Genomic DNA, 21,057 nt, shown 5'->3' on the forward strand with positions numbered 1-21,057 from the left:
GCCGATATGGTCCCGAGAAAGGAATGCCGGGCGTTCGCTGATGCACCATTCACGATCACTGCGAGCACCGTTTTCTCGCTTTACACGGTGATGCCGAAACGGCATCGGCTTGCTCGATATTCTCTGCTTCTGCGCACAGCATGACCCGCCAGATACTGCGCTCGCCGACCGCCATTTCGCGTCGGCAGAGCAGGATCGAGCCATGAACCAGTCCCTTTGTGCCCGCCATCTCGAAGCCGCCGCGCTGCCGCTGATCGATATCGCCGGGCTGTTTTCTCCCGACCTTGCCGAGCGCACTGCCGTGGCCGAACGCATCGGCGCGGCCTGTCGCGAGGTCGGCTTCTTCTGCGTCGCCAACCACGGCGTCGACCCGGCGCTACAACAGGCGGTGTTCGAGCAGGCGCGGGCCTTCTTTTCCCAGCCGGAAGCAGGCAAGCGTGCGCTGGACAAGGTGCTCTCGAACGCCAATCGCGGCTATGAGCCGTTGCGCGGTCAGGTGCTGGAAGCCGGTGCGCCGGCCGATCTCAAGGAAGGCTTCTATATCGGCGAGGAGTTGGCCGAGGACGACCCGCGGGTACTGGCCGGTCGCTTCAACCACGGTGCCAACCAGTGGCCAACCGAGCTTGCGGACTTTCGCCCGACCATGGAGCGCTATCGCAATGCGATTAACGCCCTCGCGGCACGGCTGATGGGCGCCATCGCGCTCTCGCTGCAACTGCCGGAGGAGCATTTCGCCGGCTTCTGCCGCGACTCCATGAGCACCCTGCGCCTGCTGCATTACCCGCCGCAGCCGACCAACGCCGCGCCCGGCGAGAAGGGCTGTGGCGCGCATACCGATTTCGGCGGGCTGACGCTGCTTCTGCAGGACGAGAACCCCGGCCTGCAGGTCTGGGATCGCCACAGCAAGAGCTGGATTCACGCGGCGCCCGTGCCCGGCACCTATGTGGTCAACCTGGGCGACATGATCGCCCGCTGGACCAACGACCAGTACCGTTCGACGCTACACCGGGTGGTCAACATTTCCGGGCGCGAGCGCTATAGCGTGCCGTTCTTCTTCAGCGGCAACCCGGACCATCTGGTCGAGTGCCTGCCGACCTGCCTCGCGCCGGGCGAGTCGCCACGCTACCCCACGGTGACGGTGGAAGAACACCACCGCGAGATGTACCGGAGGACCTATGGCTGACATCGTCCTCATCCACGGCGCCTGGGCCGGCAGCTGGGTCTGGGACGCGCTGCAGGATGGCCTGCGCGATGCCGGTCACCGACCGCAAGCGATCGATTTGCCGGGCAACGGCCATGACGCCACGCCACTCGCCGAGGTCTCGCTGCAGCGCTATGTCGAACACGTCGGCGCATTGATCGAGACGCTGCCTGGTCCGATTCAGCTGGTGGCGCATTCCGGCGGCGGCGTCACTGCCACTGCCGTGGCCGAGGCTTATGCCGAGCGCATCGCCGGGGTCGCCTATGTCGCCGGCATGATGCTGCCCAGCGGCATGGGCTTCGGCGAACTCTGCGCCGAACTCGCCCGCGACTTCCCCGAGGTCAGCGGCATCGGCCCTTATCTCGAAGCCGCGCCCGGCGGCAACCGCGTACCGGCCGATGCCGCCTGCGCCGTGTTCTTTCACGATGCACCGGCACAGGCCGCCATCGCTGCCGCACGCCGCCTGACGGTGCAGCCCGATGGTGGCCGCGATATCGCCGCGCATTGGACGACCGCGCGTTTCGGTCGTCTGCCGCGCTTGTACATCGAAGCCGCGCAGGACCGCTCCGTGCTGCCACGGGTGCAACAGCGCATGCAGCAGCTGGTGCCTGGCGCCGAGCGGGTGGTGCTCGATTGCGGCCATGCGCCGCAATTGGCCATGCCCGGCGCGCTGCTCGCTGCCCTGCTGGATTTCTTCGCTCGCCATCCTCAACCCGTGCACTGACCCGTTTATTGCATCGCGCTTATCACGCCGAACCTTCAAGGAGCTTCACCATGTTCAAGAAAACCCTGCTCGCCAGCACCCTGCTCGCGCTGTTCAGCCAATCCGCCCTGGCCGCCGACAAGGTGCGCTGGCTCAACGACTGGTTGCCAGCCGGCGACAAGGCCGCGATCTACCTAGGTGTCGAACAGGGCCTGTTCGCCGCAGAAGGCATCGAAGTGGAAATCGCCAGTGCCCGTGGCGGTAGCGACGTGGTGAGCAAGCTGGCCACCAACAGCGCGGACTTCGGCTCGGCCGGCCTGGCCTCGCTGCTGCAGGCCAAGGCCCAGGGCGAGGTGCCGGTGGTCGCCGTGGCGCCGATCTACAACAAGCAACCGGACGCCTTCTTCACCACCGAGGGCTCAGGCATCGAGAGCTTCAAGGACATCGTCGGCAAGACGGTGGCCACGCCGACCTTCTCTGCCTCCAACGTCGTCTGGCCGCTGCTGCTGGAGCGCAATGGCATCGACCCGACCAGCGTCAAGCTGCTCAAGCTAGACCCCGGCGCGCTGGCGCCGATGCTCGCCACCGGCAAGGTCGACGCCACCATCAACTGGCTGACCGTCGCGCCCGGCTTCGTCCGTGCCCTCGGTGAAGCGGACAAGACGCTGAAGACCATCCCCTGGTCGGAATACGGCTTCGAAGGCTACGGCCTGTCGCTGGTAGCGTCGCAGCGCTTCGTGCAGAGCCATCCCGAGGTCGCGAAGAAGTTCGTCAAGGCCTACCAGCAGGCGCAGAAGAACGCCATCGCCGACCCGGCTGCCGCGGCCGCCGCACTGAAGAAGATGGTCGCCGAGGTCGACGAGCAGCAGGCCGAGGAGCAATTCGCCGCCTCGGTACCCCTGATGCAGAACGAGATCAGCGCCGCCGAGGGCACCGGTTTCGACGCCAAACGCCTGGCCACTACCTGGGAATGGGTCGCCAAGGCGCAGGGCATGCAGATCGACAGCCTCGACCCGGTCAGCGCCATCGACACCAGCCTGAGCGAGTGATGCCATGAACGCCGTAGCCCTGCCCGCCACGCCGCGCCCCAACATCAGCTTCGACCGAGTCAGTCAGGTCTTCACCTCCTCCGATGGCAGCGAGGTGGTGGCGCTGGACAACGCCAGTTTCGATATCGGCCGCCACGAGTTCATCGCGGTGCTCGGCCCCTCGGGCTGCGGCAAGTCCACGCTGCTGCGCATCCTCGCCGGGCTGGTACGGCCAACTCACGGCCAGGTCAGCATCTACGGCAGTCCGGTGGACGGCCCGCGTGACGAGATAGGCATCGTCTTCCAGCGACCGACCCTGCTGCCCTGGTTGAACATCCGCGACAACCTGACCTTCCCAATGCGCCACAAGTACGGTCGCGTCACCGCACAGGAAATCACCCGCGGCGAAGAGTTGCTGGAACTGGTGGGGCTCAAGGAGTTCGGTAACAAGCGCCCGGACGAACTCTCCGGCGGCATGCAGCAGCGCGCGTCGATTGCCCGGGCGTTGCTGCACGACCCGGAAATCCTGCTGATGGACGAGCCGTTCTCGGCCCTCGATGCCCTGACCCGCGACGAGCTGAGCCTGGAGCTGCTGAACATCTGGACACAGCGTCCGAAGACGGTGCTGTTCATCACCCACTCGATTCCCGAAGCGCTGCTGCTGGCCGACCGCATCCTGGTGATGTCGGCGCGCCCCGGCCGCGTGCAGGAAATCATCGATGTCGACCTGCCGCGCCCGCGGTCCATGGAAACCCTCACGGAGCCGCGTTTCAATGAGCTCGCCAACCATATCCGCCGCAAAGTCTTCTCGCGCCATGACGCCCATTAAGCCCAGGGCTCTGCGCCTGAAGGCGCAGGCCGACCGTTTCGCGCCCTGGCTAGCCCTGCTCGTTCTGCTGCTGATCTGGGAAGCGGCCTGCCGCCTGCTCAAGCTGCCGAGCTTCGTGCTGCCCTCGCCCAGCGCCATCTTCGCGGCGACGCAGAAGGTCGGCCTCGGTGCCTGGGCCGAGCATATCTTCGCCACCCTGCGGGTGACGCTGATGGGCTACGGCCTGTCGATCCTGATCGGCATCCCGCTGGCCATCGCTCTGGCCTCTTCACGGGTGATGTCGCGCACGCTGTATCCGCTGTTGGTGATCGTGCAGTCCACGCCCATCGTCGCGGTGGCACCAATCATCGTGGTGGTGATGGGCGCCGGCGACCTGCCGCGGGTGTTTATCACCTTCCTCATCGCCTTCTTCCCGATCGTGGTGTCCTGCGTCACCGGCCTACTGGCGACACCGGAGGAGCTGGTAGAGCTGTCGCGCTCGCTCGGCGCTTCCAAAGCCCGTGAGTACCGCAACATCCGTCTGCCCTATGCGATTCCACACCTGTTCTCGGCACTGCGCATTTCCATCACCCTGGCGGTGATCGGCGCGGTGGTGGCCGAGTTCGTCGCGGCGGAAAAAGGACTGGGCTATTTCATCAACTTCTCCACCTCGATGTTCCAGGTGCCCCAGGCGTTCGCTGCGCTGATGATGCTGGTGGTAATCAGCCTGGTGCTGTTCCACCTGATCGGCCTGCTGCAGAAGGCCTTCTTTCCCTGGAGCCTGCCCAAGGGTGGGCATTGAAGCCCACCACCTCTTCATCTCAGTCTGGATAACGCCATGCCTCTCGACGATCTCGCCCTGCTGCGCAAAAGCTTCGACGTCGCCCGCCGTGCGCTGGAAAACGGCACCCATCCGTTCGGCACCATCCTGGTCGGGCCGGACGGTGAAGTACTGCTGGAACAGGGCAACGCCTACATGCCCGACCACGATATGACCGGCCATGCCGAGCGGGTGCTGATGACCCGTGCCTCGACCCGCTACACGCCGGAATTCCTCTCGCGCTGCACCATGTACACCTCCGCCGAACCCTGCGCCATGTGCGCCGGCGCCGCCTACTGGGTCGGTCTTGGGCGCGTGGTGTACGGTCTTTCCGAGCGCAGCCTGAAGGACCTCACCGGCAACCATCCGGAAAACCCGACGCTGGACCTGCCGTGCCGCATCGTCTTCGACGCCGGCCAGCGCAAGGTCGAGGTACTCGGCCCGCTGCTGGAGGACGAGGCTGCCGCCCTGCACGAAGGCATCTGGTAAGCAGCGCCAGAATCAGGCAAGCGCCCGGCAGGATCGCCATAACGCCGGCACCGTCCTCCATCGCAGTATTCGAACCACGGCGTCACCGACGTCGCCCGAATCCATCTGCGGAGGACAACCCCATGTCGAACATCACCGGCAAAATCGTACTTATCACCGGCGCCAGCAGCGGCATCGGCGAAGCCACGGCGCGCCTGCTGGCGGCCCAGGGCGCAACCGTCGTGCTGGGCGCGCGGCGTCTCGAACGGCTGGAAAAGCTGGTCGCCGAGATCGGCGAACGCGGTGGCGTTGCCGCCTGCCGCGCGCTGGACGTAACCAGCCGCGAGGACACCCAGGCCTTCGTCGACTTCGCCGAGCAGCGCTTCGGCCGCGTCGACGTGATCGTCAACAATGCCGGGGTCATGCCGCTGTCTCCGCTGGACGCACTGAAGGTCGACGAGTGGGACCGGATGATCGACGTGAACATCCGCGGCGTACTGCACGGCATCGCCGCCGGCCTACCGCTGATGCAGCGCCAGCGCGCCGGCCAGTTCGTCAACATCGCCTCCATCGGCGCCTACGCGGTGAGCCCGACCGCGGCGGTGTACTGCGCCACCAAGTACGCGGTGCGCGCCATCTCCGAAGGCCTGCGCCAGGAGGTCGGCGGCGACATTCGCGTGACCCTGGTTTCGCCTGGCGTCACCGAATCGGAACTGGCCGAGAGCATTTCCGATGACACCGCCCGCTCGGCCATGGACGACTTCCGCCGCATCGCCATTCCGGCCGACGCCATCGCACGCGCCATCGCCTATGCCATCGACCAGCCGGCCGATGTCGACGTCAGCGAACTGGTGGTGCGCCCCACCGCCAGCCCCTACTGAGGACGCCACCATGACCCTTCGTACCAGCACCACACTGGCCGCGGCCTACCTGGCCGTATTCGGATCACTGACCTTCGCCTCGCTGGAAGCCGCCGGCAACGAGCGCCACGAACGTGGCGTCCAGGTGATGGATCACCTGTCAGGCGGCGCCGGGCAACCCGTGCTCGAAGCGTTGCGCAAGGACTATCCGTTTCTCGCCGAGGGCATCACCCAGTACGCATTGGGCGATGTCTGGGGGCGCAGCGAGCTGGATGATCGCACCCGCCAGCTGGCCGTGATCGCCGCCTTCGCCGCCCAAGGCAATCTGCAGTACATGAAGGTGCACGCCGGTTACGCGTTGCGCCTGGGTGTCACCCGTGAGGAGCTGAAGGAGGTGGTCTACCTGACCACCGTGACGGCCGGCTTTCCCCGCGCCATAGATGCCGCTCAGGCATTGCGCGAGGTGCCGGACCCGGCGCCGCGCTGAATTAAGCCGTGCTGCGCAGTCGGGCCAAATCCTTCACCGGCGAGGCGCCGAACAGGCGGCTGTACTCGCGGCTGAACTGCGAGGGGCTTTCGTAGCCGACCCGGTAGCCAGCGCTGGAAACGTCGAGCCCCTCGGCGATCAGCAGCCGCCGCGCCTCCTGCAGGCGCAGCTGCTTCTGGTATTGCAGCGGGCTCATGGCCGTCAGCGCCTTGAAGCGGTGGTGCAGCGTCGAGCTGCTGAGGTTGACCCGCTGCGCCAGTTCCTCGATGCGCAGCGGCTCGACGTAGTTGCGGTTCAGCCATTCGATGGCGCGGGTGACGCGATGGCCCTGGCTGTCGCGCACTGCGATCTCGTGCAGGTGGCGGCCCTGGCGACCGCAAAGCAGGCGGTAGAAAATCTCGCGCATGGCCAGCGGTGCCAGCACCGGAATGTCCTGCGGGCTGGCGAGCAGTCGCACCAGACGCAGCGTGGCGTCGAGCAAAGGCGCATCGATGCGATCCAGATAGACCCCGCGCGCCGGCCCTTCCACGGGCTGGCTCAACGGCGCGCTTTCGGCCACCAGGGTAGCGACCATTGCCGGGTCGATATCCAGGCGAATGCACAGGTACGGCTCGCCGGACGAGGCCTCCAGCACGCGACCGGCCACCGGCACGGTGACCGATACCACCAGGTAGTGCAGCGCATCGTAGGTGTACAGCTCGTCGCCCAGCCGCACCTCCTTGCTGCCCTGCACGATGATGCACAGCGCCGGCTTGTGCAGCCCGTGCACCAGTTCGCTCGGCGCGCTGCAGCGGATCAGGTAAAGATCGTCAATCGCGGTGGGATGCATACCGTCGTCGCGCAAGAGGCCATCGATCAGCCGCGCCAGGGCAGCACGCTGGGCAATCGTTTCCTCGGCGGAATGAAGGTCCATCTGGTTCATGCAGGCAACCGGTGGAAGCGGAAAGGACGGTTAGCTTAGCAGCCCATCCGGCCCGCGGTCGTCCCGCCCCAAGGCAGTGCATCGACACGACGGTGTCACCGAGTGAAGCACCAAAGCGATGCACCGGCTAACATCGTCGCATGGCTATCCGGTGGCGCAGCTGCCGTGGCCACGTCGCACCTCAATTCCTGACTGCCTGGCCAGCTTTTTGCTACACCCTGGTCATGAAAAACCCAGCGGACGCCTCCATGCCCGAATCCCAGACCGCGCGCCTCAAGCTCTGCGGCATAACCAAACAGTACCCAGGCTGCCTGGCCAACGACCGTATCGACCTGTCGATCCAGCCGGGTGAGATACACGCCCTGCTCGGCGAGAACGGCGCCGGCAAGAGCACCCTGATGAAGATCATCTACGGCGTGACCCAGCCGGACGCCGGCGAAATCCACTGGCAGGGCGAACGGGTGACCATGCGCGACCCGGCCCAGGCCCGCGAACGCGGCATCGGCATGGTGTTCCAGCACTTCTCGCTGTTCGAGACGCTCTCTGTGGCGGAGAACATCGCCCTGGCGCTGGGCGCCAAGGCCGGTACGCCAAAGCAGCTGGAGCCGAAGATCCGCCAGGTCTCGCAGCGCTACGGCATGCCGCTGGAGCCGCAACGGCTGGTGCACAGCCTGTCGATCGGCGAGCGCCAGCGGGTGGAGATCATCCGCTGCCTGATGCAGGACATCCGCCTGCTGATCCTCGACGAACCGACCTCGGTGCTTACCCCGCAGGAGGCCGACGAGCTGTTCGTGACCCTGCGCCGGTTGGCGGCCGAGGGCTGCAGCATCCTGTTCATCAGCCACAAGCTCAACGAGGTGCGCGCGCTGTGCCAAAGCGCCACGGTGCTGCGCGCCGGCCGCGTGTCCGGCGAGTGCGTGCCGGCCGAGTGCTCGGACCTGGAACTGGCGCGGCTGATGGTCGGCGATGCCGAGGGGCTGGAAGCCGAATACCCGAAGAGCGAGGGCCGCGCGCCGTTCCTGCGGGTCGAGCGGCTGTCCTGGCACAACGCCGATCCGTTCGGAGTATCCCTCGAAGAGGTGGACCTGGAAGTGCGCGCCGGCGAGATCGTCGGTATCGCGGGAGTCGCCGGCAACGGCCAGGACGAACTGCTTGCCCTGCTCAGTGGCGAACAGCGCCTGCCTGCCGCCCAGGCCATGCACATCCGCTTTCTCGGTGACGACGTCGCCCATCTGCGCCCCGACGCCCGCCGTCGCCATGGTATGGCCTTCGTGCCGGCCGAACGCCTCGGTCACGGCGCGGTGCCGAGCATGAGCCTCGCCGACAACGGCCTGCTCACCGCCTATCAGCAGACCGGCATGGTCGAGCACGGCATGATCCGCCGCGGCAAGGTGCGCGCCTTCGCCGAACAGGTCATCCAGCGTTTCGCCGTGAAGACACCGGACGCAGAAAACCCGGCGGCAAGCCTGTCCGGTGGCAACCTGCAGAAATTCATCCTCGGGCGCGAGATCCTGCAGCAGCCGAAACTCCTGATTGCCGCGCACCCGACCTGGGGCGTGGATGTCGGTGCGGCGGCGGCAATTCATCGCGCGCTGATCGAACTGCGCGATGCCGGCGCGGCGATCCTGGTGATCTCCGAAGACCTCGAGGAGCTGTTCCAGATCAGCGACCGCATCGCCGCCCTGAGCGACGGCAGGCTGTCGCCACAGCGCGCTACTGCCAGTACCTGCCCGGTCGAAGTCGGCCGCTGGATGGCCGGCCAGTTCGATACCAGCGACACCCCTGTTTCCACCTCTGCCGCCTGACGAGAATCCATCATGCTGTTATCCCTGCAACCCCGCGGCGAGGCCTCAAGGGCCATGCTCTGGTTCTCGCCATTGCTGGCGGCACTGCTGACGCTGCTGAGCGGCGCGCTGCTGTTCGCGCTGCTCGGCCATCCGCCGCTGGAAACCCTCAAGGTGCTGCTGATCGACCCGCTCGGCGATCTCTACGGCGTCTCCGAACTGCTGGTCAAGGCGCTGCCGATCCTGCTTTGCGCGCTGGGCCTGGCAGTGGTCTACAACGCGCGCATCTGGAACATCGGCGCCGAAGGCCAGCTGCTCATCGGCGCCCTGGCCGGCAGCGCGCTGGCGGTCAACATCATTGACTGGGATTCGCGCTGGGCACTGGTGCTGACCCTGCTGCTCGGCACCCTTGGCGGCGCCGCCTGGGCCGGGCTCTGCGCCTGGCTGAAGACGGCGTTCAACGCCAACGAAATCCTCACCAGCATCATGCTCAACTACATTGCGCTGAACCTGCTGCTGTTCGCCGTGCATGGTCCGCTGAAGGACCCGGAAGGCTTCAACTTCCCAGAGTCGGCGATGTTCGGCGACGCCACCCGGCTGCCCGAGCTGATCGAAGGCCTGCGCGTGCATGGCGGTTTCTACTTCGCCCTGCTGGCGCTGGTGGTGGTCTGGGTGCTGCTGCAGAAGAGCTTTCTCGGCTTCCAGATCAAGGTGCTCGGCCTGGACAAGCGCGCCGCCGGCTTCGTCGGTTTCCGCGACAAGAAGCTGGTGTGGATCGCCCTGCTGATCAGCGGCGGCCTGGCCGGGCTGGCCGGTGTCGCCGAAGTCACCGGACCAATCGGCCAACTGGTGCCGCAAGTTTCACCGGGCTATGGCTACGCGGCGATCACCGTGGCCTTCCTCGGTCGCCTGAACCCCATCGGTATCGTCTTCGCCAGTCTGCTGATGGCGCTGCTCTACCTCGGTGGCGAGAACGCGCAGATGGCCGCCAACCTGCCGCAATCCATCACTCAGCTGTTCCAGGGCATGGTGCTGTTCTTCCTGCTCGCCTGCGACGTGCTGATCCTCTATCGCCCGCGCCTGAAGCTGTGGGCGCGCAAACCAGCGCTTGTCAGCGCCAAAGAGGAGCCGGCCACATGATCGTCCGCGCTCAGCTACTCCCCCTTTCACCCGCTGCCTACCGTTTGAAGTTCGAGGCCTGACCGATGGACATGGATCTGCTGACCAATATCTTCTACGCCATGATCCGCACCGGCACGCCGCTGCTGCTGGTCGCTCTCGGCGAGCTGGTGTGCGAGAAGACCGGCGTACTCAACCTCGGCCAGGAGGGCATGATGCTGTTCGGCGCGGTGATCGGCTTCATCGTCGCCTTCGCCAGCGGCAACCTCTGGCTCGGCGTGCTGTTCGCCTGCCTGGCCGGTGTGCTGCTCTCGCTGCTGTTCGCCATGGTGGCCCTGGGCTTCAACGCCAATCAGGTAGCCACCGGCCTGGCGCTGACCATCTTCGGCGTCGGCCTGTCGTCCTTCGTCGGTGCCAGCTGGGTCGGCAAGCCGCTGGCCGGCTTCGAGCCGATCGCCATTCCGCTGCTCAGTGAAATCCCCGTCATCGGCCGCATGCTGTTCGCCCAAGATCTGCTGGTGTACCTGTCCTTCGGTCTGTTTGCGTTGGTGGCCTGGGTGCTGCTGAAAAGCCGCATCGGCCTGATCATCCAGGCTGTCGGCGAGAACCCCAACGCCGCCAGTGCCATGGGCCTGCCGGTACTGCGCGTGCGCGCTCTGGCGGTAATGTTCGGCGGCGGAATGGCTGGGCTTGCCGGCGGCTACATGTCGCTGGCGTACACGCCGATGTGGGCGGAAAACATGACCGCCGGCCGCGGCTGGATCGCCCTGGCCCTGGTGGTGTTCGCCAGCTGGCGGGTGAGCCGCGTCCTGCTCGGCGCCTACCTGTTCGGCCTGGCCAGCATCCTGCACCTGGTGGCGCAGGGCCTCGGCCTGGCGATCCCCGGCAACCTGCTGGCGATGCTGCCGTATGTGGCGACCATCCTGGTGCTGGTGCTGCTCTCGCGGGATGCGATCCGCACACGGTTGTATGCGCCGGTATCGCTGGGACAGCCCTGGCAGCCGGGGCATTGAGGCTTTTCGGGTGGATTGGAAGGAACGGGAACGTTACTGGCGTTACTAGGCTGGCAACTTGTACATCAGAGGTATTACTGAGTGTGCCGACACATCTGGTTTCGGCCCACCGGCCGAGTGACTTTCTCTTGTCTGCGGAGCGCCGCCCTGGCCAAGAGAAAGTCACCAAAGAGAAGGCCACCCCGACATCCGGACTAGGCGTCCCCGGTTTGCTTCGCAAAACTTCCCTCCCTCCGGCGTTACTCCGGGGGGCCGGGCTCGGCACCCCCTCACGAAGGGACGTCCCTGTCCCTTCACTCCTCGCTCGGCGTCCTGCCTCGCGTCCCCCTAAGCAACGCCTGCGCTCGGCCTCCTGACGGGGAACGAGTCCGAGTTGCCTGACAGGTCAGAAGCTTAGTTTGTAGTTTTTTTGATCGATTGAAAGAACCATCAGGCGACGCCAATTCGCCCCTTCAGGAGGGTAAACGGAGTCGTCGTGGAGAGGGGCGAGCCGCAGGGATGCGGCGAGAGCCGTATAGGGCCATGGATGGCCCTTGTACGGCGACCCTCGGAGCGGCGGCGGAGAGAACGAACCCCGGCGAAGCCGGGGCCGGATGCAGGGGCAAAGCGTTTTTGGTTACTTTTTCAGCGCCTGGAAAAAGTGACTCGCCCAGCAGGGCGAAACCAAGCTCTCAAGCGACTCGGCAATCGGCATCAAAAGCAAAGCTCGCCGCCCCCAAACACACCGGGGCCAAACAGTCCGCGCTCAATCCAACGTGTACTCAAACGTACTCACCACCCGCAGCCGTTTCCCCACGGTCCGCCCACTGTCCATATCGCTGCCATCGTCATCGATCACCCGAATCACCCCCTGGTTGGCATTCTTCAAGCGCCCCAGCGTGGCACCAGCATCTTCGGCAAAACGCGTCGCCTGCTCACGGGCATTGCTGGTGGCGGCTTCCAGCAGCTGCGGCTTGAGCTCATTGAACCCACGCAACTGATAACGCGGCCCGGCAAAGCCGTTCATCTCGGTATCCAGCTGAACACCGGCCAAGATCAGCGGATCGATGGCATTGGCCGCCTTGCCCACCGCGTCGACGCGCTCTGACTTGACCAGCACCTGACCCTGGCCATTGAAGCGCAGCGCCACATCACGCGAGGCCCATTCACGCGCCAGCAGATCTTGGACCTGCAACGGTCGCACTTCGATCTCCGCGTCGGTGAAGCCCTGCTCGCGGAGGAAATCCAGCACCAGCTGGCGATCCTCGCTCAACCCCCTCTGCACCTCGGCGAACTGATCGCCACCACGGCGGAAGCCCAGCGTCCAAACCGCAAAGTCGCTCTTCACGTCCATCTCCGCTAGGCCCTTGACCGTCACCGTGCGGTCGGCCATGCGGAAACGCTCAACGCCCTGCCCCACCGACCAACCGGCGAAGGCCACTGCCGCGGCGATCAACGCCGCCGGCAGAAATCCGATTCGTGCTGTAGCCACGTGCTTCTCCCCTTAGGAATTGACCGAATGCGCATGCTACTCCAGCGCCGTGCGAACACCAGTCACCAGCGCTCAACCGCGGCCCAGGCGCTGCAACGCCTCCAGCCGGAAGGCAATGTGCTGCTCCAGCTCGCTCAGCGCGCGCTCCAGCCGCGCGCACTGCTGCGTATCGCTGCAGGCCTCCAGCCGTTCGCGCAACGCGGCACGCTGCGCCAGCAATTCCACTTCCCGGGGCGGCACCCCGGCGCTCTTCAGCACCGAGAACGGCAAGCGCAGGCCCGGTGGCGTCTGCAGCCAGCCTTCGTCCACCACCAGCGGTTCGCCTTTTTCCTGCACGCCGCGCTGCCATCTGGCGATGTCGCGGGCGATGCGTTGTTCGATGTCCTGATCGCTCATGACTCGCGCCCTCCTCTACCTGCCCAGTCATGAAAACCCAGCTGCGCGGCTTTTGTCAGCGGCCGGCCGACGCCAGGTCATTGGCACGTCGGTTGCGTTGCGTCTGTATGATTGCGCCCCGCGCGATGCGAACTTTTGCCGCAGCGTTCATTCTTTTGCTTAGCGCCACCGCTACCGATCCGAGGAGCCACCCCTTTGCCCAGTCTCAACCTGCAGATTCTTGTCGCGGCCTGCCTGGGTGTCGCCATCGGCTGGCTGACCGGCACACTGCCGACCGAAGCGCCCGTACGCGAGGGCGTGCTCTATGCAAGCACCCTGGCCGGGAGCATCTTCATCGGCCTGCTGAAGATGGTGCTGATCCCGCTGATCTTCACCTCCATCGTGGTCGGCGTGGCCAATCTGCAGGCGCACCATCAGGTGCACCGGGTGTGGGGCGGCGCCCTGGTCTACTTCACCCTCACCACCAGTGCGGCGATGCTGGTGGCGCTGGTCGCGGCGAACATCTTCAAGCCGGGCGCGGGGCTGTCGCTGGATCTGTTCGCCGAGGCGATGAACGACTTCGAGGCGCGTCAGCTGACGCTGCCGGAGTTCTTCCTGCACTTCTTCGCCAACCTGTTCCAGAACCCCTTCGCCGCGCTGGCCAACGGCAGCATCCTGGCCGTCGTGGTGTTCGCCATGTTCATCGGCATCGCGCTGGTGGCCGGGGGCGACCGCTACCGCAATATCCTCGTGGTGCTGCAGGAATTTCTCGAGTTGATGATGCGCATCATCAGCTGGATCATGCGCCTGGCGCCGCTGGGCATCCTCGCGCTGCTGATCAAGCTGGTGGCCGAGCAGGATGTGGCGCTGCTCAGCGCCGTCGGCGGCTTCATCGTGCTGGTGTTCGCCACCACGCTGTTTCACGGCATCGTGGTGCTGCCAGGCATTCTCTTCCTCACGACCGGCAAGTCGCCGCTGTGGTTTTTCCGTGGAACCCGCGAGGCGCTGATCACGGCGTTTGCCACCAGCTCCAGTGCGGCGACATTGCCGATCTCCCTGCGTTGCGCGGAGGACAACCTCAAGGTGCGCCCGGGCATCGCCGGCTTCGTGCTGCCGCTGGGCGCGACCATGAACATGGACGGCACAGCGCTCTACGAAGCGGCAGCTGCGCTGTTCGTCGCCAACCTGATGGGTATCGAGTTGAGCCTGGCGCAGCAGGCGGTGGTGTTCTTCACGGCGATGATCGCCTCGACCGGCGCGCCGGGAATTCCCAGCGCCGGCATGGTGACCATGGTGATGGTGTTGCAGGCGGTCGGCCTGCCGGCCGAGGCGGTGGCGATCCTGCTGCCGATCGACCGCCTGCTGGACACGGTGCGCACGGCGGTCAACGTCGAGGGCGACATCATCGGCAGTGTGGTGGTGCAGCGTTTCGCCGATCGCGCCTAGCGCAGCATCAGGTCGACGACTCCTTGCGGGTCTTGGCGATCTGCTCCGGGTCGATGCCCCAGCATTCGTCCAGATACCAGTCCTCACCGAACATTTCCGCCGGATGCTGGGTGCGGCCCGCGCCGTTGCCACAGGCCATCGAAGTTGCCGGGCAATAGCGGTCGCAGCCCCAGCACACACGTTCGGGGTGGGAAGGTTCGAGGGGAAATTTCTTGGCCATTGCGCGTGCCTTTTCTGGCGTTGTTGCAGTGGCCACAGGCTAAGCCTCCTCGCCGCCGCCAGACTTGATCATGCTCAAGAACGACCGGTATCGGCGCACAACAACTGTATGCACATACAGATAAAGATTGCCTGAAGCGCCGTTTGTGCACATGCTTCGCGCCATCGACCGCTGCCGTCACAGCCTCCATGCAACTCTATCTCTGCGAAAAACCTTCCCAGGCCCGCGACATCGCCAAGGTGCTCGGCGCCAACCGGCGTGGCGACGGCTGCCTGCAGGGCGCCGGGGTGACGGTGACCTGGTGCATCGGCCATCTGCTGGAAACCGCGCCGCCGGATGCCTATGACCCGCGCTACAAGCGCTGGGTGCTGGCCGACCTGCCGATCGTGCCGGAGCGCTGGAAGATGCTGGTCAAGCCGAAGACCGCCAGCCAGTTCAAGGCGGTCAAGCGCCTGCTCGGCGAATGCAGCGAACTGGTGATCGCCACCGACGCCGACCGCGAAGGCGAGATGATCGCCCGCGAGCTGGTCGAGCATTGCCGCTATCGCGGGCCGATCCGCCGGCTGTGGCTGTCGGCCCTGGACGATGCCTCGATCCGCAAGGCGCTGGCCGCGCTCAAACCCGGCGCCGAGACCTTCAATCTCTACCATGCCGCCCTTGGCCGCTCGCGTGCCGACTGGCTGATCGGCATGAACATGAGCCGGCTGTTCACCCTGCTCGGCCGCCAGTCCGGCTACCAGGGCGTGCTGCCGGTGGGCCGCGTGCAGACGCCAACGCTGCGTCTGGTAGTGGACCGCGACCGCAGCATCGCCGACTTCATCCCGGTGCCGTTCTGGGCCATCGATGTGCAGCTGCTCGCCGATGGCACCGCGTTCACCGCGCAATGGCAGGCGCCGGACGACCATTGCGATGACCAGGGCCGCTGCCTCGATCAGGCTCGTGCGCAGCAGGCTGCGGACGCCATGCGCAACGCCGCCAGCGCCCGTCTGCTGAAGCTCAAGACCGAGCGTCAGCGCGAGGCCGCGCCGCTGCCGTTCGATCTCGGCACGCTGCAGGAAGTCTGCTCGAAGAAGCTCGGCCTCGGTGCCCAGGAAACCCTCGACATCGCCCAGGCGCTGTACGAAACCCACAAGCTGATCACCTACCCACGCAGCGATTGCGGCTACCTGCCGCTGAGCCAGCACGGCGAAGCCCGGGCCATCGTCGCTGCGCTGACTCAAGCCGACCCGACGCTCGCGGCGCTGCAGCCGCATCTGGACCTGTCGCGCCGCTCGCGGGCCTGGAACGACGCCAAGGTCGGCGCCCACCACGGCATCATCCCCACCGCCGCGGCGCGTGGTCTGGAACGCCTGGCCGGGCGCCCGCACGCGGTGTATGAGTTGATCCGCGCGCGCTACCTGGCGCAGTTCCTGCCCAACCACGAGTACGACCGCACCCAGGCTGACTTCGACTGCGCCGGCCAGGCGCTGCGGGCGGTGGGCAAGCGCATCGTCGAACCGGGCTGGAAACGCGCCATGCCCGAAGCGCTGGCGCCGGCACGGGGCAATCGCGAAGCAGCCGCGCCGCAGAGCCTTCCGGCATTGCAACAAGGCCAGGACTACGCGGTGGGCGAGATCACGCTCAAGGACCAGCAGACCCAGCCGCCGAAGCCTTTCACCGAAGGCGACCTGATCAAGGCGATGAAGAGCGTCGCCAAGCTGGTGGATGACCCGCGGTTGAAACAGAAACTCAAGGACACCACCGGCATCGGCACCGAGGCGACCCGCGCCGGAATCATCCAGGGCCTGCTCGACCGCGGCTATCTGGTTCGCCAGGGCAAGGCACTGGCGGCGACGCCGGCGGCGTTCAGCCTGATCGACGCCGTGCCGCGGCCGATCGCCGATCCCGGGACTACGGCGATCTGGGAGCAGGCGCTGGACATGGTGCAGAGCGGCGAGATGCCGCTGGAAGAATTCGTCGCCAAACAGTCGGCGTGGATGAGCAAGCTGGTCGAACGTTGCGCCGGTCTGCGCATGACCATCAGCGGCCCGCCGATGGCCGCCGGCCGCGGCGGAAAACCATGGAAGAAGAAACGCAGCGCCGCACCACGCAAACCGGCTCGCCGACGCAAGCCGGCAACCGCAGACTGAGCCACAGCTCGGGGGTGGTTACTTTTCCAGACTCGGTAGGCGCAGCGCGGGAGCGTTCTTGACCGCGAATCGCGCCTACCCCAGACCAGCCCGAAACAAGCAGCTGCCCTAGTGAATCTCCAGCACCTCATAGCACTGCGGCTGGCCGTTGACCCGCAGCTCCACTTCGTCACCGATCCGGCGCCCCAGCAGCCCGTGCCCCAGCGGCGAACGCGGCGAGATCACCAGAATCTCCCGGCCTTCATGCTGCAATTTCAGCCCCGCGGCATCCGGGCCGAGGAAGAACCAGCGTTCGACGCCATCGTGCTCCAGGCAAAGCAGCGCTCCGACCCGCACGTACTCGTCCGAGCCGATGGTCGGATGCAGGTTGCGGTAGGCGGCCAGCGCTGTCTCGATCTCGTGCAGACGTCGTCTTTGCCCGTCGGCGAGGTAGGCCGCTTCCAGGCCACGGGTGTCGTACTTGTTCTCGGCCTTGCTCTCGGCATGGGTGGCGGCCTCGTGGGTCGCGGCGAGCACGGTCCTGGCGACCTCGCGGTCGGCTTCGAGGGTGGCGATGATCTGCTGCTGAAGGGCGGTCTTGTTCATGGGCCAGGCTTATAGCCCGACGGCGCGCCGAAGGGAATGGCTGCGTCGCTGTTCGGCGCTGCACCCGCCTCGATGACCGCATCGGCCAGCCAGGGATTGCGGCCCTCGGCGATCCACTCCAGCGTCTCGCGCCAGAAACCGTTGCGATGCCGATCATGGAACAGGCCGAAATGGCCGATGCGCTCGAAGCCCAGCGCACGCGGGTTGAGCTGCACCAGCTGGCGCGGACTGTTGCGAAAGTAGCCCAGCCCGCGGCGCATGGCGGCCGGCGTGGCGAACTCGTCGTCACTGGTGCTGACCGCGAGGATCGGCGCGCGAATCGCGGCGAAGCGGCTAAACAGCAGTTCGTGTTCGTCAGGCGGGTAGCTGTCTTCCAGGCGCGCGCCGCGCCGGGACCATTCCAGCGCGACGCCCGCCGGCAGATCCTCCAGCCAGCCGAAGCGCCGGCCGGGAAAATAGCCAGACAGCCGGGTAACCGCGGGCATGAACAGGTGCCATTTGGCGTACATACGCAGGCGCTGATCAGCGGCGTAGTCGCGCCAGTAGGCGTACTGCCCGGCCACGTTGAGGTAGCGGTCCACCCCGCTGGCGGCTTCGGCAAAGCCCGGCATGAAGCCACCGGCGCTATGCCCCACTGCAACCAGCAGCCCGTGCGGATCACGCTCACGCATATAGCGCACCGCGGCATCGAAGTCATACTCGCCCCAGTCGCGCCAGCGCATCCGCATGTCGCGCAGGCGCTGCGGCCGCGAGCCGCCGATGCCGCGAAAGTCGTAGGTCAGTGCAGTAAAACCGTGCTCAGTGAGAAAGCTCGCGTAGCGTGCGTAATAGCGCGACAGCACCCCGGTGGCGCAGCTGATGATCACCGCGCCGCGCTCGGCGCCTGCCGGCCGCCACAGCTGCGCGGCGAGGGTGAAACCATCGGTGCAGTGCAGGGCAACGGACTCGGGCATGGCAAGGACCTTTCGAATTGTTGTGCCGCCACCTTGCCCCGCAGCGCACATTTTTGCCATAACCTGCCGGCACCTTTGCGCAGCGACCGCAGTCTGTTTATGACAGCCGCATTACCACTGCAGCCAGGTGGCCTGCAGCGCAATACCTCATCCTGGTTTCCACTGGCATTACCGCCCCGAACCAAGGCGCCGACGCGCTGCGGGTTCCTGGCGGCTTGGAGAAAAGTTCATGACCGGCGAACAGCTGATCGTCTTTGGCGTACTGGCGGCAACGCTGGTGCTGTTCGTATGGAATCGCTGGCGCTACGACCTGGTCGCCCTCGGCGCGCTGCTCGCCTGCGCATTGACCGGCGTCGTGCCGGCGGACGAGGTGTTCTCCGGCATCGGCCATCCCGCCGTGATCTCGGTGGCCGCGGTGCTGGTCCTCAGCCGTGGCCTGCTCAACGCCGGCGTGGTGGATTCCGTAGCACGGCGGCTGATGCAGGTCGGCGAACGCCCATGGGCGCAGGTCGCCGCACTGACCGGAATCGTCGCGCTCAGCTCGGGCTTCATGAACAACGTCGGCGCGCTGGCGCTGTTCATGCCGGTGGCGATCTGGATGTCGCGCCAGAGCGGGCGCTCACCGTCGTATCTGCTGATGCCACTGGCGTTCGGCTCGTTGCTCGGCGGCACTCTGACGCTGATCGGCACCCCGCCGAACCTGATCATCGCCGGTTATCGCGCCGAGGCTGGCGAGGCACCGTTCGGCATGTTCGCCTTTCTCCCGGTGGGCGCTGCGGTGACCGTCGCCGGCGTGCTGTTTATCGCCCTGCTCGGCTGGCGGCTGGTGCCGCGGCGACAGGAACAGGAAGGCAACGGCGATTTGTTCGAGATCAGCGCCTACCTCACCGAAGTGCGGGTACCGGAAAGCTGCAAATACGCCGGACGCACGCTGCACGCGCTGATCAATGCGGTGGAGGACGAAGCCGATGTGCAGGTGATCGCCCTGGTGCGCGGCGATGAGCGCCAGCGCATGCCCTCGACCTACGAGGTGCTGCGCGAGGGCGACATCCTGCTGGTGGAGGCCGACTCGGACAGCCTCAAGGCGCTGCTCGACGTCACCGGCGTTGCGCTGGCGGCCCATGTCGACGAGCAGGAGGAGAAAGCACAGAAAGAGCAGGAGGCCGCCGAGCAGGCGGTCGAAGACGAGAAGACCGAGAAGAATCACAAGAGCCGGCACGGTGAGCTGACCCTGGCCGAAGCCATCGTCTCCCCCGGATCGATACTGGTGGGCACGACCGCCAGCGGCCTCGACCTGCGCGAGCGCCACGGCGTCAACGTGCTGGCCGTCGCCCGCCAGGGGCAGCGGCTGCGCCAGCGCCTCGGCAAGATTCGCTTTGCTAGCGGCGACATCCTGCTGTTGCAAGCCCGCGAGGACGCGCTGCAGTCGAGCCTGAACAGCCTGGGCTGCCTGCCGCTGGCGTCCCGCGGGCTGAGCATCACCACACCGCGTAACGTGCTGCTGGCCAGTGCCATCTTCGCCATCACGCTGGCCTGTATTGCCTTCGGCCTGGTGCCGGCAGCCACCGCGCTGGTCACCGGCGCGCTGGTGATGATCCTGGTCGGGCTGATTCCCGTGGGCCGCATTTACGACAGCATCGACATGCCGGTCATCGTGCTGGTCGCGGCGATGTTACCGGTCGGCGAGGCGCTGGAAAGCAGCGGAGGCTCGCAGCTGATTGCCGAAACCCTGCTGGAACTGGGCCAGTCGTTGCCAGCGGCGGCGACACTGGCGCTGCTGATGGTGGCAGTGATGCTGATCTCCAACGTGGTCAACAACGCCGCGGCGGCAGTGCTCGCCGCACCCGTGGCGATCAGCCTGGCACGTGGGATGGACGTCTCGGCTGATCCGTTCCTGATGGCCGTGGCGATCGGTGCCTCCTGTGCCTTCCTGACGCCCATCGGGCATCAGTCAAACACGCTGGTGATGGCACCGGGCGGCTACCGCTTCGGCGACTACTGGCGGCTGGGCCTGCCGCTGTCGATTCTGGTGGTGCTCTGCGCCGTACCGGCGATTCTCTGGATCTGGCCGCTATGAGCAGCCAGTGGCACCGGTGCCCAGCGTCCGCGGGCGCTCAGACTACTACCAAGGCGGAAGGGAAATTAGCCCATTGAGCAATGGCAGTACACGCAGACAGATCCGACGATGGCTGCCAGAATCGCGTCGACCTGACGATGCGCAGCGCGCGGTGTCAGGCGAAACGGCATACCCTGCTTTGCGTGCGACGCCTGCAACACGAGATCGCTGATGATCCGCCAACGCCTCAAGACCCCGCTGGTATCCGCACTGCTCATCGCCATGCTGATGGGCTGGGGCGGCCATGCGCTGTCGTGGCTGAACGGCGCGGCTCAGCACGGTGCTGACGCCCACTGGCACGACGATCACCATCATCACGCTCCCAGCCATGAATGGCAGCCCGGCAACTGCACGCTGTGCCAGCTGCAACACGTGCACGCGCTTGGCGATCACATCCACGAAACACCCCATCCCATGCTTCAGCTCAGCCTGTCTGCGCAGCCCGAGCGCGCCGACCTGCCAGCCTGGCCACGGCGCGCGCTGCCTGAAGGGCCGGTGTCACGCATCGAGCGCCCACCTCGCGCCTGATCCTGCTGCGACCGCGGTCGC

At 66.1% G+C, this 21,057-nt stretch carries 21 protein-coding genes; 15 read left to right on the forward strand and 6 right to left on the reverse strand.

Annotated elements, in window-relative coordinates; all coding sequences use genetic code 11:
* Positions 1-202: 202 nt before the first annotated feature.
* From F753_RS30350 to F753_RS30385, 8 genes are all read left to right on the forward strand, one after another.
* Positions 203-1,183 (forward strand): isopenicillin N synthase family dioxygenase, encoded by a 981-nt coding sequence (locus tag F753_RS30350; protein ID WP_023444415.1) that lies wholly within the window; start codon positions 203-205, stop codon positions 1,181-1,183.
* On the forward strand, positions 1,176-1,925 hold the full coding sequence (locus F753_RS30355) for an alpha/beta fold hydrolase (protein ID WP_023444416.1): 750 nt from the start codon (positions 1,176-1,178) through the stop codon (positions 1,923-1,925). Before F753_RS30350 ends, F753_RS30355 begins: the two co-directional genes overlap by 8 nt.
* Positions 1,926-1,975: 50 nt before the next feature.
* The gene (locus tag F753_RS30360) at positions 1,976-2,953 is read left to right on the forward strand and encodes an ABC transporter substrate-binding protein (RefSeq protein ID WP_023444417.1); all 978 of its coding nucleotides are present in this window, start codon (positions 1,976-1,978) and stop codon (positions 2,951-2,953) included.
* Positions 2,954-2,957: 4 nt separating this feature from the next.
* On the forward strand, positions 2,958-3,761 hold the full coding sequence (locus F753_RS30365) for an ABC transporter ATP-binding protein (protein ID WP_023444418.1): 804 nt from the start codon (positions 2,958-2,960) through the stop codon (positions 3,759-3,761).
* Positions 3,748-4,542, forward strand: coding sequence for an ABC transporter permease (locus F753_RS30370; RefSeq protein WP_023444419.1), 795 nt, complete (start codon positions 3,748-3,750; stop codon positions 4,540-4,542). Before F753_RS30365 ends, F753_RS30370 begins: the two co-directional genes overlap by 14 nt.
* A 36-nt stretch (positions 4,543-4,578) precedes the next feature.
* Positions 4,579-5,049 (forward strand): nucleoside deaminase, encoded by a 471-nt coding sequence (locus tag F753_RS30375; RefSeq protein WP_023444420.1) that lies wholly within the window; start codon positions 4,579-4,581, stop codon positions 5,047-5,049.
* Between the two features lie 122 nt (positions 5,050-5,171).
* Entirely contained in the window at positions 5,172-5,909 is a 738-nt protein-coding gene (locus tag F753_RS30380) for an SDR family oxidoreductase (RefSeq protein ID WP_023444421.1), read from the forward strand.
* A gap of 10 nt (positions 5,910-5,919) precedes the next feature.
* Positions 5,920-6,375 carry a carboxymuconolactone decarboxylase family protein gene (locus tag F753_RS30385; RefSeq protein WP_023444422.1) on the forward strand — a complete coding sequence of 152 codons (456 nt, stop codon included), beginning with the start codon at positions 5,920-5,922 and terminating at the stop codon, positions 6,373-6,375.
* A gap of 1 nt (position 6,376) precedes the next feature.
* Here F753_RS30385 and F753_RS30390 read toward each other — a convergent pair whose 3' ends face one another.
* The gene (locus F753_RS30390) at positions 6,377-7,297 is read right to left on the reverse strand and encodes an AraC family transcriptional regulator (RefSeq protein ID WP_031297319.1); all 921 of its coding nucleotides are present in this window, start codon (positions 7,295-7,297) and stop codon (positions 6,377-6,379) included.
* 248 nt (positions 7,298-7,545) lie between these two features.
* Here F753_RS30390 and F753_RS30395 point away from each other — a divergent pair, with 248 nt between their 5' ends.
* From F753_RS30395 to F753_RS30405, 3 genes are all read left to right on the forward strand, one after another.
* Positions 7,546-9,102 carry an ABC transporter ATP-binding protein gene (locus tag F753_RS30395; RefSeq protein WP_023444424.1) on the forward strand — a complete coding sequence of 519 codons (1,557 nt, stop codon included), beginning with the start codon at positions 7,546-7,548 and terminating at the stop codon, positions 9,100-9,102.
* Between the two features lie 12 nt (positions 9,103-9,114).
* Complete coding sequence (locus F753_RS30400; RefSeq protein ID WP_014821136.1) at positions 9,115-10,221, forward strand: ABC transporter permease; 1,107 nt, start codon at positions 9,115-9,117, stop codon at positions 10,219-10,221.
* A gap of 65 nt (positions 10,222-10,286) precedes the next feature.
* Positions 10,287-11,213, forward strand: coding sequence for an ABC transporter permease (locus tag F753_RS30405; protein WP_023444425.1), 927 nt, complete (start codon positions 10,287-10,289; stop codon positions 11,211-11,213).
* Between the two features lie 745 nt (positions 11,214-11,958).
* Here F753_RS30405 and F753_RS30410 read toward each other — a convergent pair.
* Positions 11,959-12,684, reverse strand: a complete 726-nt coding sequence (locus F753_RS30410; RefSeq protein WP_031297321.1) for an SIMPL domain-containing protein — start codon at positions 12,682-12,684, stop codon at positions 11,959-11,961.
* A gap of 72 nt (positions 12,685-12,756) precedes the next feature.
* Entirely contained in the window at positions 12,757-13,080 is a 324-nt protein-coding gene (locus tag F753_RS30415; protein ID WP_023444427.1) for a hypothetical protein, read from the reverse strand.
* A gap of 195 nt (positions 13,081-13,275) precedes the next feature.
* On the opposite strand from F753_RS30415, the gene F753_RS30420 reads away from it, so the two are divergent.
* Positions 13,276-14,505: a dicarboxylate/amino acid:cation symporter gene (locus F753_RS30420; RefSeq protein WP_023444428.1), complete on the forward strand. Its 1,230-nt coding sequence runs from the start codon at positions 13,276-13,278 to the stop codon at positions 14,503-14,505.
* A gap of 7 nt (positions 14,506-14,512) precedes the next feature.
* Here the strand turns inward: F753_RS30420 and F753_RS30425 are convergent, their stop codons facing one another.
* Positions 14,513-14,725: a DUF3079 domain-containing protein gene (locus F753_RS30425; protein ID WP_023444429.1), complete on the reverse strand. Its 213-nt coding sequence runs from the start codon at positions 14,723-14,725 to the stop codon at positions 14,513-14,515.
* 188 nt (positions 14,726-14,913) lie between these two features.
* Here F753_RS30425 and F753_RS30430 point away from each other — a divergent pair, with 188 nt between their 5' ends.
* Positions 14,914-16,854, forward strand: a complete 1,941-nt coding sequence (locus F753_RS30430; protein WP_023444430.1) for a DNA topoisomerase III — start codon at positions 14,914-14,916, stop codon at positions 16,852-16,854.
* Positions 16,855-16,962: 108 nt separating this feature from the next.
* Here the strand turns inward: F753_RS30430 and F753_RS30435 are convergent, their stop codons facing one another.
* A complete protein-coding gene (locus F753_RS30435) occupies positions 16,963-17,439 on the reverse strand; it encodes a GreA/GreB family elongation factor (RefSeq protein ID WP_023444431.1) in 477 nt (158 codons plus the stop codon).
* Entirely contained in the window at positions 17,436-18,392 is a 957-nt protein-coding gene (locus F753_RS30440) for an alpha/beta hydrolase family protein (protein ID WP_023444432.1), read from the reverse strand. Before F753_RS30440 ends, F753_RS30435 begins: the two co-directional genes overlap by 4 nt.
* Positions 18,393-18,621: 229 nt before the next feature.
* Between F753_RS30440 and F753_RS30445 the strand changes: the two genes are divergently transcribed.
* Together F753_RS30445 and F753_RS30450 are read left to right on the forward strand one after the other, a co-directional pair.
* Positions 18,622-20,469 (forward strand): SLC13 family permease, encoded by a 1,848-nt coding sequence (locus tag F753_RS30445; RefSeq protein WP_023444433.1) that lies wholly within the window; start codon positions 18,622-18,624, stop codon positions 20,467-20,469.
* Positions 20,470-20,679: 210 nt separating this feature from the next.
* Positions 20,680-21,036, forward strand: coding sequence for a hypothetical protein (locus F753_RS30450; RefSeq protein ID WP_023444434.1), 357 nt, complete (start codon positions 20,680-20,682; stop codon positions 21,034-21,036).
* Positions 21,037-21,057 lie beyond the last annotated feature (21 nt).

Origin of the sequence: Stutzerimonas chloritidismutans AW-1 (genome assembly GCF_000495915.1) — a bacterium.
GTDB classification, from domain to species: domain Bacteria; phylum Pseudomonadota; class Gammaproteobacteria; order Pseudomonadales; family Pseudomonadaceae; genus Stutzerimonas; species Stutzerimonas chloritidismutans.

What these genes read in the sequence shown, in the direction of transcription:
- F753_RS30350 (WP_023444415.1), top strand. Translation starts at nt 203, where the DNA reads ATGAACCAGTCCCTTTGTGCCCGCCATCTCGAAGCCGCCGCGCTGCCG.
- F753_RS30355 (WP_023444416.1), top strand. Translation starts at nt 1,176, where the DNA reads ATGGCTGACATCGTCCTCATCCACGGCGCCTGGGCCGGCAGCTGGGTC.
- F753_RS30360 (WP_023444417.1), top strand. Translation starts at nt 1,976, where the DNA reads ATGTTCAAGAAAACCCTGCTCGCCAGCACCCTGCTCGCGCTGTTCAGC.
- F753_RS30365 (WP_023444418.1), top strand. Translation starts at nt 2,958, where the DNA reads ATGAACGCCGTAGCCCTGCCCGCCACGCCGCGCCCCAACATCAGCTTC.
- F753_RS30370 (WP_023444419.1), top strand. Translation starts at nt 3,748, where the DNA reads ATGACGCCCATTAAGCCCAGGGCTCTGCGCCTGAAGGCGCAGGCCGAC.
- F753_RS30375 (WP_023444420.1), top strand. Translation starts at nt 4,579, where the DNA reads ATGCCTCTCGACGATCTCGCCCTGCTGCGCAAAAGCTTCGACGTCGCC.
- F753_RS30380 (WP_023444421.1), top strand. Translation starts at nt 5,172, where the DNA reads ATGTCGAACATCACCGGCAAAATCGTACTTATCACCGGCGCCAGCAGC.
- F753_RS30385 (WP_023444422.1), top strand. Translation starts at nt 5,920, where the DNA reads ATGACCCTTCGTACCAGCACCACACTGGCCGCGGCCTACCTGGCCGTA.
- F753_RS30390 (WP_031297319.1), bottom strand. Translation starts at nt 7,297, where the DNA reads ATGAACCAGATGGACCTTCATTCCGCCGAGGAAACGATTGCCCAGCGT.
- F753_RS30395 (WP_023444424.1), top strand. Translation starts at nt 7,546, where the DNA reads ATGCCCGAATCCCAGACCGCGCGCCTCAAGCTCTGCGGCATAACCAAA.
- F753_RS30400 (WP_014821136.1), top strand. Translation starts at nt 9,115, where the DNA reads ATGCTGTTATCCCTGCAACCCCGCGGCGAGGCCTCAAGGGCCATGCTC.
- F753_RS30405 (WP_023444425.1), top strand. Translation starts at nt 10,287, where the DNA reads ATGGACATGGATCTGCTGACCAATATCTTCTACGCCATGATCCGCACC.
- F753_RS30415 (WP_023444427.1), bottom strand. Translation starts at nt 13,080, where the DNA reads ATGAGCGATCAGGACATCGAACAACGCATCGCCCGCGACATCGCCAGA.
- F753_RS30425 (WP_023444429.1), bottom strand. Translation starts at nt 14,725, where the DNA reads ATGGCCAAGAAATTTCCCCTCGAACCTTCCCACCCCGAACGTGTGTGC.
- F753_RS30430 (WP_023444430.1), top strand. Translation starts at nt 14,914, where the DNA reads ATGCAACTCTATCTCTGCGAAAAACCTTCCCAGGCCCGCGACATCGCC.
- F753_RS30435 (WP_023444431.1), bottom strand. Translation starts at nt 17,439, where the DNA reads ATGAACAAGACCGCCCTTCAGCAGCAGATCATCGCCACCCTCGAAGCC.
- F753_RS30440 (WP_023444432.1), bottom strand. Translation starts at nt 18,392, where the DNA reads ATGCCCGAGTCCGTTGCCCTGCACTGCACCGATGGTTTCACCCTCGCC.
- F753_RS30445 (WP_023444433.1), top strand. Translation starts at nt 18,622, where the DNA reads ATGACCGGCGAACAGCTGATCGTCTTTGGCGTACTGGCGGCAACGCTG.
- F753_RS30450 (WP_023444434.1), top strand. Translation starts at nt 20,680, where the DNA reads ATGATCCGCCAACGCCTCAAGACCCCGCTGGTATCCGCACTGCTCATC.